We start from the raw sequence: 15,585 nt of genomic DNA on the forward strand, positions 1-15,585 counted from the left end.
CCAGATCCAGGCCGACTGTGGTAATCTGCATGGCGGACGCTCCCTCTCCTTGTGGCCCTCTTCATGACGACCACCCTTTGGCACTTTGATGCCGGTGAGCAGGGAGCGTCCACTCCATCAACTTGAGGTCGAGTCGCGAAAGTGCCCGCTGACGCAGCGTCAGGTCGGTTCAGGTTAACCTACGAAGGCAGTACCGGTCGCATCGCGCCAGGCGATGAAGGCCCGATCGAGGGCAGCACGGTACTCACTGGCCGAGAGGCGATGGCGGCGAAGTTGGAAGTGGTTGTGGATCCGAGTGTGGGTGGAGAGGAACTGCTGCGCGTGCCGGGCCGACTTGAACCGCCGCATGTGGCGCTCTCGCCGTCGGGTGGGCTGGTGTGAGACCTCGCAGCGGTTGTTGAGATACCGGCTCTGCCGATGCTCAACGCTTGGCAGGATGTCGCGTTTCGCCGCTCCATAGGATCCGAGTTTGTCGGTCACGATGACCCGCGGGACATAGTATAAGCCCGTCAGCAGCTTGCGAAAGAAGCGCTTGGCCGCCTTCTTGTTGCGCCGGCTCTGGACCAGCACGTCGAGCACGTTCCCGTGCTGATCAACAGCCCGCCAGAGATAGTGCAGTTTGCCCCGAATGCGGACAAACACCTCATCGAGAAACCACTTGTCTCCTGGCGTTGGCCGGCACCGTCTGAGGCTGTTGGCGTAGGTCCGTCCAATGCGCAAGCTCCACTCGCGGATCGTCTCGTAACTGACCACGATGCCTCGCGCCGCCAGGATCAGTTCGACTTCACGCAGGCTGAGGCTGAAGCAGTGGTATAGCCAAACGGCCTGATTGATGATCTCAGGCGGGAAGCGGAAGCCTCGGTAGGGGTCGGACGTCGTGCTCATGCCCAAGAACCTGCCACAGACCCTGAGTTATAGCAAACCTGACAGTACCCGCTCGAGCCAGAAGACCGGCCTGATGAAAGACCGTGCGGATCGCCTCGCGCAGGTGGTTAGGTCCCGGCCTCAATCCGAACGCTTGGGACGGCGGCGCGCGGATCGGAAGGTCGCTGCGCCGCCGTCCCAGGCTTCGTCTCACCCGGCCTGACTGACACTTCTACTTTGCACAAATCGAGACATTTCAACTTGGTTGCCACAGGATACGGCGGCCCTGCCCTACTTAGGTGTGAATGTCGCCGGCGCCTTGAGCGGTGGCGGCTTTGTGAAAGGGGAGGCTCGGCCTCCCGCGAAAGCTGTCCAGGCGCGCAAGCGGTAGCCGCGCCCGGAGCGCAGCGAAGCAGGCCCGAAGCCACCGGCCATTACAGAGCGCCGAACGTGCGCTGAGGGCTTTGTGGGCAGGTTTTGGGCCACAGTTACGAGGTTGGCTCGGCGGAACATTACATAAGGCCTGTTCCGCAAAATTGCTGTCTTGACCTCAGACGGCGATGGAGCAATCTCTTCGCTGGTAGTTTAGGATCAGCGGGAGATTTCCTCGCAGAACTGTCATTTATCCGACAGACAACAGGCCATTGAGGTCGGTATAGAGATCCGACCGACCTTTTTTGCCCCTACGGGTCGGACCTTAACGCGCCCCTAGAGATGGTGGGGCGCTTTCTTTTTGCGGAACAGATCCCGAGCCCCAGCACCTCGTTTATGCCCTGCTCCATAAAGCGTCTTCTCGGACATCGCAGTCATCTGGGATGGATCAGTTCGCGGTCGGAACAGGGCAGCTCAAATGGCATCGTCACATTAACGAACTGCAATCAGATGCCGCCGTATGGGGAGGTATGAAGAAGCTCCGTCACTCGCTCTATGCCCGCCACCGTTTCCCTGCTGAGGTGATCAGCCTCGCAGTCTGGCTCTACTTCCGCTTTCCCCTGAGCCTGCGGATGGTCGAGGAGATGCTGGCGGCCCGCGGGATCGAGGTCAGTCACGAGACGGTTCGACGCTGGGCCGAGAAGTTCGGTCGGGAGTATGCTAATCGCATCCGCCAGCGCACTCCTCGACCGGGTGATCGCTGGCATCTCGACGAGGTGGTGATCACCATTGCCGGAAAGAGGCACTGGTTGTGGCGGGCGGTGGACCAGGACGGCTTTGTCCTGGATGTCCTGGTCCAGAGCCGCCGGGATCGTAAAGCCGCCAAACGCCTGATGCGCAAGCTGTTGAAGAAGAGCGCCATGGCTCCGCGGGTGATGATCACGGACAAACTTGGATCCTACGGCGCGGCTCGCAGGGACATGGGCCTGAGCATCGAGCATCGGCAGCACAAAGGATTAAATAATCGAGCGGAGAATTCCCACCAGCCCACCCGCCGACGCGAACGGCAGATGAAGCGCTTCAAGTCAGCGCGACAGGCGCAGCGCTTTCTCTCGATCCATGATCCGATCAGCAACCTGTTTCACCTGCGGCGCCATCAGTTGACCGCTACCAACTATCGCAAGGCCCGCAGAGCGGCCTTCGAGGTATGGGCGGACATCACCTCTGTGGCGCTCGCCGCCTGAAACCAACCTCTTCCTAGCCTGAATTCCGTCGGACGCCCATTAATGTGACGATGTCGCTGCTCGCTGCTCGCAAGAGAAACGTGCGCAACCGCTTGCTCTCCTTGAGGGCGAACCCCGCTACCATGTCGCTCTCCGCCTCATCCCAGAGCACATGAATGCGAACGGCAGCGGCCTTGCCTTTCCGGGTCAGTCTGACTCGGACCATACGCTGATCCCCGCCATCGGACTGCCGCTCGACCAGGCCCAAAGCCGCCAGTCGTGTCACGGCCTTGGAGGCAGTCGGCATCCGCACCCGCAGGATGGCGGCAAGGTCGCCCATCGTGATTGCATCCTGCGTATCGAGCACCTGGAGCACCTGCTCCTGACCGGCGAACAGGCCGATCTCAGCCAGCTTCTCGTTCAGGTAAAAGCGGTGAAGCCGCGCCGCCTGTGCCAGAACCCAGCCAATCGTGGTTTCACTCGGATGCTTCATGCGAGCGTTCCACTCCGCCGCAGGGCAGGACTTCGAGCCGCTTCGTACGCCTGTTGATTTGGGCATATGGCGTGCCGCTGGTCCCCGGCCGGTCTGCGACAGCGATCATCACATCGCCCTTCGTCAGGAGCGTTCATATGACGGACGGGACATTCGCTTGCATTCGGGCGAGGCCAAACTCTTGCAGATGCTGGTTCACGACGGGCCAGTCCTCGGCTCCTTCTTGCGCCATGACGCGTCTCCTCTGGAAAGAGTGTGCGCGTCTCTGCGACAATGTGTCGGAGGCACGACAAAGCAACGAATGCGCCTTGTTCGGATCGGCTGTTCCAATCGGTTGCATTGGAAAACAGAGGAACATGTTTGCCCGTTGGGATCGGACCTTTCGCGTAACGCCGGTCATCTCATCCTAAATCTCCCTCAAGGCTCAGTGCTGACTTGCCTTTGACCCCACTACAAGGGAGCACTCAAGAAAAAGGCCACTGTCACCAGCGGCCCAGAGTTTGAGGAGGAAACGCCCAAGACGGGCAGCAATGCTGCGACCTCGTCGCCCTATCGCAGGGCAGGATTTAAGCGGCATCCCTATGCGACAGCAATCACATCAAAGTATAGGTATCCTCATCCACTAGGCAGAATGCTGTCGCACCTTGGTAGATCCTCGCTGGGTTATGCCGCAAACAGTTTGTTTCAGAGTTTTAGCTACTGTGATTGAAATCCCGACAGCGGAGGACGTGGTGTTCAACGCCAGGCATTTTGATTGTTCGGCGATCCTGCTCTACGTCCGGTAAAGCCATGCTTATGCGAGGATCCCTTCGCAGAAGGCCGACCCCATGCGGCGCCAAGGTCCGTTCTCAGGCACACCCCCTGAGGTCAGGCTCCGGCACTTCTCGGAAGCGCGTTGTCACATCAACGAGTTTTACTTACCCACGCTGCCCCTCGCGCGGATGCCCGATGGTGCGTTTTCAAGGACTTAGGCAGGCGAGGCCCGCGCCGGAAAGGCCTTTACTTGGTTGATGTGACATCCCCCCGCTTATACCCCGCGCATCGCCAGCCCATACCAACGTGTAATCCAATCAGCCACGCGGACAATTGGCGTGGGGTGCGGCCGCGATCATCATCACCTTATGTCGGCGTAACTCCGTGCGGCTGTGGGTGACGGCGCTCGTGATCACTGAGGGCACGACGCCGACCCGGCCGAGCGTCGGTCTTAGGGAAAAGGAGGCTTCGATGCGGCGTGCCGAAATCTGGGCGGCCTGCAATAACGCCTTAGCGGTCGTGATGACAATCATCGTCATCGCGGCCCTCTTCTACTCCCTCCCTGTGAGGGCCGAGGAGGGACACTCTCACGAACATCACATGGCACACGGCGCGTATCATCACCTCTATAACGGCATCATGCGCCCGGACGTGAAGAACTCGAGCTGTTGCAGTGAGCAGGACTGCGCTCCCACTAAAGCGAAGTGGGACAGCGTCAGGAAGCGCTGGACCGCGCTTAAATACGGTCAGTGGGTGGACATTCCTCCCAGCAAGCTCGTCCCGCGGGACCAGGTGCCCGATGGACTCGGCGCTGAACCTCACCTGTGCGCGCCACCTCCGTCATCGTCCATCTTTGGCAAGGAAGAGGTGTTCTGTTTCATCGAGCCCGACGGCGGGACTTGAGAACCCGGTGAGGTTTCCATGAGAATCCTTGGCATCCTGATGGACCCGTCGAAGGTGCCGAACCCGCGGCTCGATCAGCGGAGCCGATGTGCGCACTGTCGGAGGTCCTACGTGTTCCGGCGCGGCATTCTCGCCAGGATCGAGCACCAGACGAAGGAGATGGAACGTGATGAGGATGGCTCTCAATATTTGAAGCGAGATGTCGGGGTCTACGCCTGCCATTCGCTCGCATGCTTCCTTGCGATGATCGCGCCAAGCGGGCACGCATGAGGGGTCTGTCGCAAACGCGTTGTTTCAAACTTTCAGGTACTGGGATGATAGTCTCGGCAGCGGAGGACCCAGTGTTCAAGGGCAAGCCTTTTGATTACTCGGTGATCCTGCTCTGCGTGCACTGGTACTTGGCCCACGATGCAGGAACCTAACCATCCCCGTCACTGGAACAACCCGCGCCGGGCAGTTTTCACAGACTGACATTGCAGCAAGACCACCGCTTGGTCGATGCAGACCATGTCTCTACCGTTCGAATTCCCACCTCAGGATTCGACCGCTTCACAGAAGGAGCATTGCGCGATGGCCCGGATTGCCAAGAAAGCCACTCAGGACGGCACCTTCACGGTCTATGTCGAAGGAACACCGAGTGCATGGGGGCTTACCAGTGCTGCCGCTGACATCTTGATACAAAGGCTGTCAGCCGTTGAGGCATTGGTAAAGCGAGTAATCAGAGATGACCGGAGGCTCCGGTCTTCTGACTGGGCCAGTTTTTGGAACGAAGCTGTGTGAGCCGCTCGCTGCTCCACCACAGCCCACCTTCCGCTGCCGCTGGCGGGGATGCGGCTCACTGGCGCACGAACTGCTTCACGTTCGCTGCTATGCTAGTCCTGCAAGGACCTGGAGATGAGGCCATGGCTCAAGGTAACTATGATGAAACAAAGCTAACCGCGCACCTCCTCAATGCCGACATCGAGATCCTCCATCGCTGCGCCTGCGAAGGTGGGCAGGAGCAGATGCTTCTTACCGTCCGGCCAGTGCCTCCCCTTGAAGGGTTGGGGCGCTTTCTGGAAGCTACCAATCCGCTACTGTTCTGGACTCGGGTGATCCAAACATCCTGGCTCCTTTGGCTCGGAGAGTTCACCAAATCGCCTGCAACTCGGAGGTCTTAAGCAGGCGCTTTGCTGTCGGAGAGGTTCTGTCGCAAACTCGAAGTATCGGCGTTTTGAGCGCTATTTTGAGATCATCGCGAGAACGCTGGACCGTTGACTGTCCAGAACCAGGCTGACGCCCGTCCGAGGCAGTCGACAAGTAGAAACCGAGTTTGCGGCAGAACCCGCTTGGCCGCCTTGGGATTGCGCCGGCTCTGGACGATCTCATTGAGCACACGTCCGTCTGGGTCGCCCGCTCGCCACAGCCAGTGCTTCGTACCGGCAATGGTGACCACGACCTCATCCAAGTGCCAGATGTTGGGGGGCGTGGTGTCTTGCGCCTGAGACGGCGAGCGTACGCCGGCCCGAACTTCAGGGCCCAGCGTCGGATGGTCTCGTAGGAGACGGCGATGCCGCGCTCGAGCAGCATCTCCTCGACCAGCCGCAGGCTCAGGGGAAATCGGAAGTACAGCCACACCGCATGGGCAATGATCTCAGGCGGAAAGCGATGGCGCTTGTAGCTGACAGGTTGGCTCATGTCCGCCCGTCTACACTGACGCAGTCAAACCCGAGTTTAAGGCGCGGCGATCAGGGTGGAAGCTGAGCGGCAATCAGAATGAGAGGTGACGGTGCGATCCGTCAGGATCGCACCGTCTGGCCGTCGCGGCCGACCGGATAAGGATCGGGGTTCTTCACGACCAAATGAGGAACTCGCCCTTTGCCCGGCCGCCACATCACCGACTGCCAGATGAGACTGTACATGAAGCTCCGTCACACCAACACCAGCCCGATCGCCGCTGCCAAGGCCGGCTTCAGCCCGTCCACCGCCTCCCGCATCGACAAGGACCCGCGTCTGCCGTCCCAGAAGAAGACTCCACGCGGGCGCCGGCGTCCCGACCCGCTCGCCCCCGTCTGGGACAGTGAGATCATTCCCCTTCTTCAAGCCGCCCCGGGCCTGCGCCCCGTCGCTCTCTTCGAGGAGATCATCCGCCGCACCCTCGAGCGCCGCGTCCGATCCTGGCGCGCCCTGCATGGTCCCGAGCAGGAGGTCATCTTTCGCCAAGTCCATGAGCCCGGGCGCATGGGCCTGTCCGACTTCACCGACATGGCCGATTTTGCCGTCACCGTTGCCGGCCAGCCCCTCGATCACCGGCTCTATCACTTCCGGCTCGCCTATTCCGGCTGTCGCTTTGCCCCTAAAGGCGAGATAAGGAACCCAACAAAATCAATGGCAATCCTTTGCCGCTAAATGTGAGATTTTGCCTATAAAATCGAGATTTTTCCCCCTTAAAGTGAGACAGCGTTTAGAGGGGCGTGCAGCTGGCTGCGATGGAGATGGAACGGGACCTGACAGAGTTCGCCAAGGTCGCCTTGCTCCGGACCTATCACAAGGAAGCCCGTTTGCTCGCCACCGTCGATCGTATCGCGCCCCAGATATAGCACCGCGTTCACACGCAGGATCAAAGAGCAGCGAACAAACCTGATCGGCATCTCGCCTTTAAGGGCAAAGAATGTCGCTTTTCGACACCCAACGCGACGAATCTCAAAGTTAAAGGCAAAGTGACAGCCGCCATTTCGGCCTAATCGGCCCGAAGCTGCGATTTTGGCCAAGTTGAGGAACGTTTGACGAACATCATGGTTTGGTCTGGGCTTTCAGCAGCATGGCGACGTTTTCGGCGGTGAACTTGAAACCACGCCTGTCGGGGATGCGCTCGACGGAGATTGGATATTTCGGTCGCTTTGGATCGATGCCGGTGATCCGGAATCTTTCGTCTCCAGTGGTGAACTCACGTCCGAGGTCAGAGGCTGCCAAACCGTATTGTTCGGCCAGATACCTGAACATATCCTTTGCCAGATTGAAAGGCGTTCCGTCGGGAGCGGGTATGCTGACACGAAACGCGGGCTCGAAGCCAATGCCAGAGTCCAGGCCGCGCCAGCCGGCGCTCTCAATGACCAATCCATGATCTGCGGCGATCTTGCGGCAAGCCTCAAGCATGCGATCCTGGATTTGTTCGCAGGCTGCCGGGGTCAGCCGAACTATGCGTGTGGTTTTGCCCATTCTGGTTCGCCTTTCCGCACCTGGTAGACGGTTCCGCGTGAGATGCCGAGATCGCGGGCGATCTGGGTCGGACCGTGGCCCTGTTTCAGGCGGCGCCGGATTTCGGCGCGGTCGATCTTCGGTGGCCGTCCCTTGTAGACGCCACGCTTGCTGGCGGCAGCAATGCCATCGGCCTGGCGCTCGCGCCGCAGATTGGTCTCGAACTCGGCAAAGACGCCAAGCATGTCAATGAAGGCCTTGCCGGCGGCGGTGGAAGTGTCGACAGGCTGCTCGGTTGCGAACAGATGCGCGCCCTTGGCCTTGAGCCGGCATGAATGAAGTCGAGAATGGTGTTGAGCTGCGGGCGTCTTTCGAGCGAGGCACCGCTCTTCTGCTCCTCGCGGATGACCTCGCAGCCGGCGGCCTTGAGCGCGGCGATTTGTGCGTCAAGGTTCTGATCGGTGGTCGAGGTGCGGGCATATCCGATGCGGGTCATGGAAACTGTTCATTTTGGGTGTGCCGCTCCGATGAGCTGTTCAATAATGCAGTTCGTTCCCAAAATGAGCAGTCTTTTCCGGTTGCGACGTGTTCAAATGCCAGTGTGCCGTGCGGGTATACCCAAAACATCACTACAAAGGTGCGCCTCCAGCCTCCAGGGTAGTAAAGACGATATCCTCCATGAGCGGGATGTCTTGCAAGGGATGCTTCTGCATCAGTGCGAAGGCCGCAGCCGTTAACGTTTTCGACTGATCCTCCTTCTTCGCCGATCTGAGGATAATCGCGGTTTGCAGAAAGCGCCTCGCCCAGATTTCGCGCCGACCTTCAAGAAAGGCCCAGATTTTGGTTTCAACGGTCCGTGCCGAGCGGAATCGTCGAATGATGTTGCGCGTCTCCCCCGTGTCTTCAAACCAACTGTCGGTCAGTGGTAAAAGCGCATCCAGTGCCTTATCATCATTGAGCATCAGGTCTAATTTCACCGGTGTGGCATCTTGGACCTCTCGCTGCGGATCAGCATAGTCCAACAGAGCCTGCAAATCTCTTTCTTGTGGCCGCAGACCGTTCAAATCGCAGGCTTCCATCACGTCGATAAAGCCCGGCGCCGGCATGTACCCATTTTCTATTCCATCCGCCAATGCCGCCTCCAGCAACAACTCAGCAGTCATCCGATCTATGCGAACGCTATTTGCTTCCTGGCGAGTGTACGAGACAATGCTATTTGCCTCGCGCTTTGAGCGGCAGCGGATGACAAAAGCATCCTTGATACCATACCCCGTTTTCAAGAGAATCATTGCGATGAATGTCTGGTTGTTCCCCTTTCCGACAATCGAAATGCTTTGCGCCCCGACACCATCGGCAACACTGGCCATGATATCGCCGACGATAGGTTCCACCTTGTCATGACCAGGAGCGCCAAAGAGACCTTTTCGTCGCGCCAGCTTGCCAATGTCATCGACAATTGCCCGAGTGTTGCTGGCTGGCAACCAGCCGCGAATGATTGGTAGATAGAACAGAATCTTCACCTGCAAGCTGGTGCGTTTGAGCTTCGCATGAAGACCAGCAGCCGCAGCCTCCTGTACCAACGACGTACCCGACAACAGCCAGTACAAGGCGCAGCGCTCGAATATAGGATCGTCCAACGATGCAAGATGATTGACAAAGCCGGCCTGCATCTCCTCCGACATGCCGGCCGTCATCTCGTGCAGGCCGTTGAAAAACTCATAGGGGCCACCGCCTTCTGCCTCAATTTCCGCAGCTAAAGTGGCAAGAGCATCATCGAGGTCGGGCACCGGAACCTCGGCAGCTATTTCCGCCCCAACAGGATCAATGATCAAAATATCCGGCACCGGCAGGCCGGCACGCCGATATAGACCGGCCATTTTCATGAGGTGAAGCGGTCCACAGGCTCCGGCGGCAACTTGAGCCTCGATAGCTCTCTCGGCATTTTTCAGGAAGACCTCGCCGTACGGGCTATCATTCTCGATACCCATCCTCGCCTCATCGAGCAACAACCCGAATATGACGACTGCATCCGGGCGACTGTCCTTGGATTGCACGACATGCGTTACGATGGTGGCGGCAACGGCCTCATTAGCAAGCAGCTCCCGCTTCATTCCGGCAAAATAGGCCTGGAACTCTATCGACGACAGTTCATATCGATACAGTTCATCCAGGCATGATTCAGAAAATTCGACCACTACTGTTCTCCAAAACTAGGCAGCCTCCCGCTCGAAATCGATCCTACGATTGAGATCGAGATCAAAACGGCCGTAAGGATTGACGTGGCTGTAGATCAGCGGTGTGAGACCGCGATAGTCCTCTGGCGCCAGCCGTCCCGACCATTTCGGTTCGGTCAATACCGCCTGCATCATGCGCGTGTTCACATAGACAAGGCAATTCTGCAGCAGATGCAGCGCCAGCGCCGAGATCTCCTGATCCTCCAGGCGATTGGTGGTGATTTCACTGCCCTTGCCGAAGAACACGAAGCTGGTGGCGCTGTTCCAGTTCTCGACCACGTTCAAGCCTTCGTGGATTTCACGGCGGAATTGCTCATTGCGCAGATAGCGGCACAGGAAGATTGTCTTGATCGCTCGACCGAGTTCGGCAAGCGCCTTGTAGGTCGGATGCATCACCTCGGCTCGCGCGAACCGGCGCATGATTGCCTCTGGATCGGCGACTCCGCTGTGCATGGCGGCGGCATACTTGACCATTTCGTCGTATTGCTGCTCGATCTCTTCCCAGTTGATGACGCTGGAAAGAACCGGTAGCAGATTGGGCAATTCGGCCCGCAAGCCGACATGCGGCAGCGCCAGCTTCTGCCGGGCGATCGCCTTCAGACGCGGGGCGAGTTCGAACCCGAGCAGGTGGCAAAAGGCAAAGCCGATCGCGCTCTGACCATGGCTGTCGACATATTGCCGCTGGATTTCCATGTCGGCGCAGTGCCTGAGCACACCCTTGATCATCGACGCGACTTCCGAGGAAGAGCAGCGCTTGAGCTGCGAGAAGATGCAGGTCGAGCCCTTTTCGACATGCCAGTAGATCATCACCCCGCGGCCGCCATAGCGGGCGTGCCATTCCGTCATCATGTTGCCATCCCAAGCGCCGAACTTCTTGGAATCCGACGCACAGGCCGTGCCGGCCTCGCCCCAGAGGGCGGTGTTGCGGATACCAATCGTCGCATTGACAACGCGCCCGCAGGCCGCCTCAAGCGCGTCGCGATGGATGAAACGACGACCGACGTGCAGCAACTCCTCATAGCTGACATCCGGGCATCCCGCCGCCACGCGCTTCAGGCCGGCATTCGTTCCCAGCCCGTAAAGGCACAGCATCAGGCGCCGGTCGAGATCGCCGCGCGAAAGCGCCACGCGGGAGGCCGACGTCTCAAAAGCTTCCAGAAAGCCGGTATCGAGTGCGGTCTCCTTCAAGACATCCAGGAGCTCCGTCATCGGCCAGCGCCGGCCGATCTCGGCCTTGAGCGATTGCAGGCCCCGCGGTTCAGGCAGCGGCTGAAACGGCGTGATCGAGATGCGGTTCTCGCCGCGCCACAGGATGCGCACCTTGTCGTTGCGGGGAAGCTCCGCATTCAGCAGCCGCAGCTCGCGTTCAAGCTCGGCCCTGATTTGGTGCGTGAAGGTGCGCGCATCCGGCGTGAGGTTGAGCGCACTATAGTAGGCGGCCCGCCGGCTCTCGAAATCCTTGGGCAGATCGTCGTCCGGATTGCGATAACGGTCCGCCCCGACCACCCAGATTTCCTTGGCGCGGATACGATCGCGCAACTGGCTGAGCACGCACAATTCATAGCTGATACGGTTGATGCGTCCGTCCTTGCCGATGATCGCGCTGCGCCACTTCGGTGGAATGACGCTATCGATCGGCACGGCGGCCGTGCGCGGTACGATGCGGCAGCCTGTGTCGAAAGCCCGCCTGATCCAGTCCAACGCCTCAAGCACCGGCCGATGCACGGTATTGTTCGAACGGAACTCCAGAGCCGACAACAGGTTCGGCAGGATCCGTCGATAGTGACTGGCATAGGAGCCGCGCATCACCTCGTAGACTCGTCGCTCAAGCGTGCCCTTCGCCCTATGCTCCTTGATGATTGCCGCCAGCTTCTCCTTGCCCGCCACCGGAAAGATTACATCACAGACCTGGCCGTCCGGCGTCGCGATCGCCGCGCTCGCAATATCGACCAGCAGCCGTTCCTTGCCGTAGACCTTCTCTATGTCCTTGGCGATCCCGGCCACTATCTTGCGCTTGGAACGCACGCCAATCTTATGGATGGTCTCGACCAGGAGATCGATCATGCTATCGATGATCTGCGCCTCGCGCGCCATCAAGAAGATGGCATAAAGGCCGAGCTGCCGCCGCGGGGCGTGCCGGCGCATCTCCGAAGCCTTTTCGGCGCCGACACGCCGAACGATCTGCTCAGTCCAGGTCTTGCCCACGGAGGACATTAAATCCTGTGGCAATTCCAGCTTTTTGATGAAGGCCAGCCTCTCCACCAGGTCCAGCATGTTCTCCAGCGTGGCGGCACCCGGATCTGCCTTGATCTTATGGAACCCGGTCGCCCCATCCGAATCGGTAAGCGAAGCTTCCATCAGCGCCACCGCTTCCGGGCGCAGGCGGTCCGACGCTGATCCGAGAAACGATTCCACGAAGCGTTGCCGCTCCGAGCGCACCAGCCGTTCCATTTCCTTGCGCGCGGGGCCGAAAATCCTGCGGTCCCGGCACCAGAGAAAGACCTCCTCGAGCATTGCCCCAACCGACATACCGTGTGGGCACAGCTCCCTCGCAATCCAATCCGCAAGGGCGGCGCGATCCGCCCGCTTCATGCGGCGAAAGCCAAGATGGCGCAGGATTTCCGCGCAATGGCGTCGTCCCGAGCGTCCGGAAAAAATGTAGCCGGAAAGATCGCTGCTGACACCAAGCTGCTCGGCCAGATAGGTCGCAGCCTCGTCGGGAATATCGGTCGCTGTGGTGGCGAAAAATCCGTACGCGGCAAAGAACTTCAGTTGCGCCGCCAAGCCGAGCCGGGTTGCTGTGGGCTTGGCATTCACGAACTCGGTATCGGCAAACGAAAGACTCCAGCCAACCGCCAGCTCCCCAGGCGAGACATGCAGACCCATACATCCACTCCCTGTTCAGGGTGTGGATTCTCAGGCGATAACCCAGTGACGAGTCAATCTGTCCCGGCAACGTTCCACAACTTGGCCAAATTCACAGCTTCGGGCCGATTAGGCCTGGCACGGGGCTCTCAATGGGAGGCCCGAGAGGCCAGTGATGCGAAATGTGAGGCTTGCGCGATGACATTCCACCACGATCCGGCTTCTCAGGCTGTCCATGACCCTGGCCTGATTGAGGAGATCCAGTTCCTCGATCACCGGATCCGGTTAGGGCCGCTACCGTACCGCCCCTGATGGGCCCCAAGTGATGGAATGCATTCTCATTGACACCCACATGTTAATTGTCGTTTATGCCACGCAGAAGCGGATGGGGTGAGCGCCTGGTCAAGCCGCGCGTTCACAGTTCCATCTGCTTCACGTTCATCGGCGCGTGAGCCGATCCGGTCGCAGCCTACCCGGTCAAAACAAGGAGCCGTGGTGAAAACTCTCGTTAGCTGTTCCGGCGGATTGGACTCCGTCACGCTCGCGCACACGATCGCGGCAGAGCGAACCTTCACGTGCCTCACATGTGTCACGGCATCATCGACATCTCCGCCGTCGGATGTCTCCCGACCGGAGCGGCATTGACCAGCCGCGTGTCAGGCGCAAGCTCGCCAGCGAGACCTGAATGAGTTACGCCGTCAAAGAGATCTTCCTGACGCTTCAGGGTGAAGGCGCCCAGGCTGGCCGGACGGCCGTCTTCTGCCGCTTCGCCGGGTGCAATCTCTGGTCAGGGCGGGAGAGCGATCGCGGATCCGCCACGTGCCGGTTCTGTGACACGGATTTCGTGGGCACCGACGGCACCTTCGGCGGACGATACGCCACTGCCGCCGATCTGTGCCACCAGATCGAGGAGCTTTGGGGACCCGGGACCGATCACCGGCTTGTCGTGCTGACGGGCGGAGAGCCGCTGCTCCAGGTTGACGCCGCTCTCATCGATGAGCTGCACCGCCGCTCCTTCACAATTGCGGTCGAGACCAATGGCACAGTGAAACCTCCGCCGGGCCTCGACTGGATCTGCGTCAGCCCGAAAGGCAGCACCGAGCTCAAGATCCGGGCTGGCCACGAGCTGAAGCTGGTCTTTCCGCAGGAGGATGCCTTGCCCGAGCGGTTTGCCGCCTTGTCCTTCGAGCGGTTCTCGCTTCAGCCGATGGATGGACCGGATCAGGTCGCGAACACGGCGCGGGCCGTCGCGTATTGCCTGGCGCATCCGCAATGGCGGCTGAGCCTCCAAACACACAAGTACCTGGGGATCCGCTGATGTGGGAACTCACCAAGTCGTTTAACTTCGAAGCCGCCCATACGCTCACCGGCACCACCCTCGGCCCAGCCAGTGAGGAGATCCATGGGCACTCCTTCCGGGCTGAGGTCGCCGTGCGTGGCATGCCCGATCCGCAAACGGGCATGCTGATCGATCTTGGTCTGCTGGAAGGCAAACTCGCAGAGATGCGCCGGACCCTCGATCACAAGTTCCTCAACCGCATTGCGGGGCTGGAGCGGCCAACACTGGAGAACATCACCCGTTTCATCTTCGATCGGATCCAGCCTATCGGGCCGATCACAAGGGTGACGATCTACCGCGATAGTTGCGGCGAGACCTGCACCTACTACGCGCCGGCTGACCATGAGCACCGCTGACTCGTCCGCCCTCGTGGTCTTCTCGGGCGGACAGGACTCGACGACCTGTTTGACCTGGGCGCTGTCGCGCTACAAACGCGTCGAGACGATTGGGTTCTCGTATGGCCAGCGGCACGCTGTCGAGATGGAGTGCCGGGAGCCGATCCGGCAGGGCGTGGCTCGCCTGTCGCCGCTCTGGGCCCGCCGTCTTGGACCGGACCGGGTGATCCCGCTCGACGTGCTGGGTGAGGTCAGCGTGAGCACGCTGACCGCAGACCTGCCGATGGCCGGCAGCCGCGCGGATGGGCTGCCGGCGACCTTCGTGCCCGGGCGCAATCTGGTGTTTCTCACCTTTGCGGCGATCGTCGCCTTCCAGCGCGGCCTCAAGCGGGTCGTGACGGGCGTCTGCGAGACGGACTTCAGCGGCTATCCCGATTGCCGCGACGACACAATCAAAGCGCTCCAGACCGCGCTCAACCTGGGCATGAACGCGCGGTTGGTGCTCGAGACGCCGTTGATGTGGATCGACAAGGCTGAAACCTGGACCTTGGCGGAATCGCTGGGCGGGACCGCGCTTGTCGAGTTGATCGTGCAGGAAACCCACACCTGCTACAACGGCGACCGTCGCACCCGGCATGCCTGGGGTTTTGGCTGTGGTGAATGTGATGCCTGCCGGTTGCGGTCAGCAGGATGGCAGCGTTACAGCCAGGTGCGGAGCTGACGAGTCTGGGGCTGAATCATGAGTGGGATGATGGGGGAGGCATGTGATGCCATGGGCCTCATCTCGATGGTTCCATTGGAGACCACATCAAGCACCACAAACGGCGGCACGATCTCGCCTGCAGCAAAAAGGTGAATCTGAAGTCGGCCGCCGCTCATCGTGTTGATGCGCTCGACGATCCAGTGCGCGGAGATGCCGAGGCCGGTGCGGTTCTTTGGCCACGCGGTGACCATGCGCCGGCGGAAGGGTTGCGCGCGAACGACAGTCGGCGCCATGAGAACGGGGGCTCCGGCGCCAAGCACCGCA

At 60.1% G+C, this 15,585-nt stretch carries 14 protein-coding genes and 4 pseudogenes; 9 read left to right on the plus strand and 9 right to left on the minus strand.

Going from position 1 to position 15,585, the window contains the following annotated elements:
- Window positions 1-174: 174 nt before the first annotated feature.
- Complete coding sequence (locus ACS5Q1_RS31895) at window positions 175-885, minus strand: IS6 family transposase (protein ID WP_473101978.1); 711 nt, start codon at window positions 883-885, stop codon at window positions 175-177.
- Between the two features lie 881 nt (window positions 886-1,766).
- Here ACS5Q1_RS31895 and ACS5Q1_RS31900 point away from each other — a divergent pair.
- A complete protein-coding gene (locus tag ACS5Q1_RS31900) occupies window positions 1,767-2,480 on the plus strand; it encodes an IS6 family transposase (protein ID WP_473101979.1) in 714 nt (237 codons plus the stop codon).
- A 13-nt stretch (window positions 2,481-2,493) separates the two neighbouring features.
- Here ACS5Q1_RS31900 and ACS5Q1_RS31905 read toward each other — a convergent pair whose 3' ends face one another.
- Entirely contained in the window at window positions 2,494-2,952 is a 459-nt protein-coding gene (locus ACS5Q1_RS31905) for a MarR family winged helix-turn-helix transcriptional regulator (protein ID WP_473101980.1), read from the minus strand.
- 1,070 nt (window positions 2,953-4,022) lie between these two features.
- Window positions 4,023-4,244 (minus strand): hypothetical protein, encoded by a 222-nt coding sequence (locus ACS5Q1_RS31910; protein WP_473101981.1) that lies wholly within the window; start codon window positions 4,242-4,244, stop codon window positions 4,023-4,025.
- Here ACS5Q1_RS31910 and ACS5Q1_RS31915 point away from each other — a divergent pair.
- Both ACS5Q1_RS31915 and ACS5Q1_RS31920 read left to right on the plus strand, forming a co-directional pair.
- On the plus strand, window positions 4,228-4,608 hold the full coding sequence (locus ACS5Q1_RS31915) for a hypothetical protein (protein ID WP_473101982.1): 381 nt from the start codon (window positions 4,228-4,230) through the stop codon (window positions 4,606-4,608). The two genes, ACS5Q1_RS31910 and ACS5Q1_RS31915, sit on opposite strands and share 17 nt — an antisense overlap.
- A gap of 18 nt (window positions 4,609-4,626) precedes the next feature.
- Window positions 4,627-4,878, plus strand: a complete 252-nt coding sequence (locus tag ACS5Q1_RS31920; RefSeq protein ID WP_473101983.1) for a hypothetical protein — start codon at window positions 4,627-4,629, stop codon at window positions 4,876-4,878.
- A 1,048-nt stretch (window positions 4,879-5,926) separates the two neighbouring features.
- On the opposite strand, the pseudogene ACS5Q1_RS31925 reads toward ACS5Q1_RS31920, so the two are convergent.
- A pseudogene (locus ACS5Q1_RS31925) lies at window positions 5,927-6,285 on the minus strand (IS6 family transposase); the annotation flags it as partial.
- A gap of 180 nt (window positions 6,286-6,465) precedes the next feature.
- Between ACS5Q1_RS31925 and ACS5Q1_RS31930 the strand changes: the two are divergent.
- Window positions 6,466-6,942, plus strand: a pseudogene (locus ACS5Q1_RS31930) (IS21 family transposase); the annotation flags it as partial.
- Between the two features lie 438 nt (window positions 6,943-7,380).
- Here ACS5Q1_RS31930 and ACS5Q1_RS31935 read toward each other — a convergent pair.
- Window positions 7,381-7,806 carry a hypothetical protein gene (locus ACS5Q1_RS31935; protein ID WP_473101984.1) on the minus strand — a complete coding sequence of 142 codons (426 nt, stop codon included), beginning with the start codon at window positions 7,804-7,806 and terminating at the stop codon, window positions 7,381-7,383.
- Window positions 7,785-8,224, minus strand: a pseudogene (locus ACS5Q1_RS31940) (recombinase family protein). Before ACS5Q1_RS31940 ends, ACS5Q1_RS31935 begins: the two are co-directional and overlap by 22 nt.
- Between ACS5Q1_RS31940 and ACS5Q1_RS31945 the strand changes: the two are divergent.
- Window positions 8,117-8,446 carry a hypothetical protein gene (locus ACS5Q1_RS31945; protein ID WP_473102009.1) on the plus strand — a complete coding sequence of 110 codons (330 nt, stop codon included), beginning with the start codon at window positions 8,117-8,119 and terminating at the stop codon, window positions 8,444-8,446. The pseudogene ACS5Q1_RS31940 and the gene ACS5Q1_RS31945 sit on opposite strands and share 108 nt — an antisense overlap.
- On the opposite strand, the gene ACS5Q1_RS31950 is transcribed toward ACS5Q1_RS31945, so the two are convergent.
- Both ACS5Q1_RS31950 and ACS5Q1_RS31955 read right to left on the minus strand, forming a co-directional pair.
- Window positions 8,415-9,980, minus strand: a complete 1,566-nt coding sequence (locus tag ACS5Q1_RS31950) for a hypothetical protein (RefSeq protein ID WP_473101985.1) — start codon at window positions 9,978-9,980, stop codon at window positions 8,415-8,417. The genes ACS5Q1_RS31945 and ACS5Q1_RS31950 overlap by 32 nt on opposite strands.
- A gap of 15 nt (window positions 9,981-9,995) precedes the next feature.
- Entirely contained in the window at window positions 9,996-12,905 is a 2,910-nt protein-coding gene (locus ACS5Q1_RS31955) for a Tn3 family transposase (protein ID WP_473101986.1), read from the minus strand.
- 474 nt (window positions 12,906-13,379) lie between these two features.
- On the opposite strand from ACS5Q1_RS31955, the pseudogene ACS5Q1_RS31960 reads away from it, so the two are divergent.
- The 4 genes and pseudogenes from ACS5Q1_RS31960 to queC form a co-directional block, all read left to right on the plus strand.
- Window positions 13,380-13,466: pseudogene (locus ACS5Q1_RS31960) on the plus strand (7-cyano-7-deazaguanine synthase QueC); the annotation flags it as partial.
- A 103-nt stretch (window positions 13,467-13,569) separates the two neighbouring features.
- The gene (gene queE, locus ACS5Q1_RS31965; RefSeq protein ID WP_473101987.1) at window positions 13,570-14,202 is read left to right on the plus strand and encodes a 7-carboxy-7-deazaguanine synthase; all 633 of its coding nucleotides are present in this window, start codon (window positions 13,570-13,572) and stop codon (window positions 14,200-14,202) included.
- On the plus strand, window positions 14,202-14,579 hold the full coding sequence (locus ACS5Q1_RS31970; protein ID WP_473101988.1) for a 6-pyruvoyl trahydropterin synthase family protein: 378 nt from the start codon (window positions 14,202-14,204) through the stop codon (window positions 14,577-14,579). Before queE ends, ACS5Q1_RS31970 begins: the two co-directional genes overlap by 1 nt.
- Complete coding sequence (gene queC, locus ACS5Q1_RS31975) at window positions 14,566-15,279, plus strand: 7-cyano-7-deazaguanine synthase QueC (protein ID WP_473101989.1); 714 nt, start codon at window positions 14,566-14,568, stop codon at window positions 15,277-15,279. The genes ACS5Q1_RS31970 and queC overlap by 14 nt, the downstream gene beginning before the upstream one ends.
- On the opposite strand, the gene ACS5Q1_RS31980 is transcribed toward queC, so the two are convergent.
- Complete coding sequence (locus ACS5Q1_RS31980) at window positions 15,258-15,554, minus strand: hypothetical protein (protein ID WP_473101990.1); 297 nt, start codon at window positions 15,552-15,554, stop codon at window positions 15,258-15,260. The genes queC and ACS5Q1_RS31980 overlap by 22 nt on opposite strands.
- Window positions 15,555-15,585 lie beyond the last annotated feature (31 nt).

The sequence above is a fragment of the Microvirga sp. GN3 genome (assembly GCF_055792825.1).

Excerpts from the sequence above, each read along its gene's own strand:
- ACS5Q1_RS31895 (WP_473101978.1), bottom strand. The coding sequence starts at position 885 with ATGAGCACGACGTCCGACCCCTACCGAGGCTTCCGCTTCCCGCCTGAG.
- ACS5Q1_RS31900 (WP_473101979.1), top strand. The coding sequence starts at position 1,767 with ATGAAGAAGCTCCGTCACTCGCTCTATGCCCGCCACCGTTTCCCTGCT.
- ACS5Q1_RS31905 (WP_473101980.1), bottom strand. The coding sequence starts at position 2,952 with ATGAAGCATCCGAGTGAAACCACGATTGGCTGGGTTCTGGCACAGGCG.
- ACS5Q1_RS31915 (WP_473101982.1), top strand. The coding sequence starts at position 4,228 with ATGACAATCATCGTCATCGCGGCCCTCTTCTACTCCCTCCCTGTGAGG.
- ACS5Q1_RS31910 (WP_473101981.1), bottom strand. The coding sequence starts at position 4,244 with ATGACGATGATTGTCATCACGACCGCTAAGGCGTTATTGCAGGCCGCC.
- ACS5Q1_RS31920 (WP_473101983.1), top strand. The coding sequence starts at position 4,627 with ATGAGAATCCTTGGCATCCTGATGGACCCGTCGAAGGTGCCGAACCCG.
- ACS5Q1_RS31935 (WP_473101984.1), bottom strand. The coding sequence starts at position 7,806 with ATGGGCAAAACCACACGCATAGTTCGGCTGACCCCGGCAGCCTGCGAA.
- ACS5Q1_RS31945 (WP_473102009.1), top strand. The coding sequence starts at position 8,117 with ATGAATGAAGTCGAGAATGGTGTTGAGCTGCGGGCGTCTTTCGAGCGA.
- ACS5Q1_RS31955 (WP_473101986.1), bottom strand. The coding sequence starts at position 12,905 with ATGGGTCTGCATGTCTCGCCTGGGGAGCTGGCGGTTGGCTGGAGTCTT.
- queE (WP_473101987.1), top strand. The coding sequence starts at position 13,570 with ATGAGTTACGCCGTCAAAGAGATCTTCCTGACGCTTCAGGGTGAAGGC.
- ACS5Q1_RS31970 (WP_473101988.1), top strand. The coding sequence starts at position 14,202 with ATGTGGGAACTCACCAAGTCGTTTAACTTCGAAGCCGCCCATACGCTC.
- queC (WP_473101989.1), top strand. The coding sequence starts at position 14,566 with ATGAGCACCGCTGACTCGTCCGCCCTCGTGGTCTTCTCGGGCGGACAG.
- ACS5Q1_RS31980 (WP_473101990.1), bottom strand. The coding sequence starts at position 15,554 with ATGGCGCCGACTGTCGTTCGCGCGCAACCCTTCCGCCGGCGCATGGTC.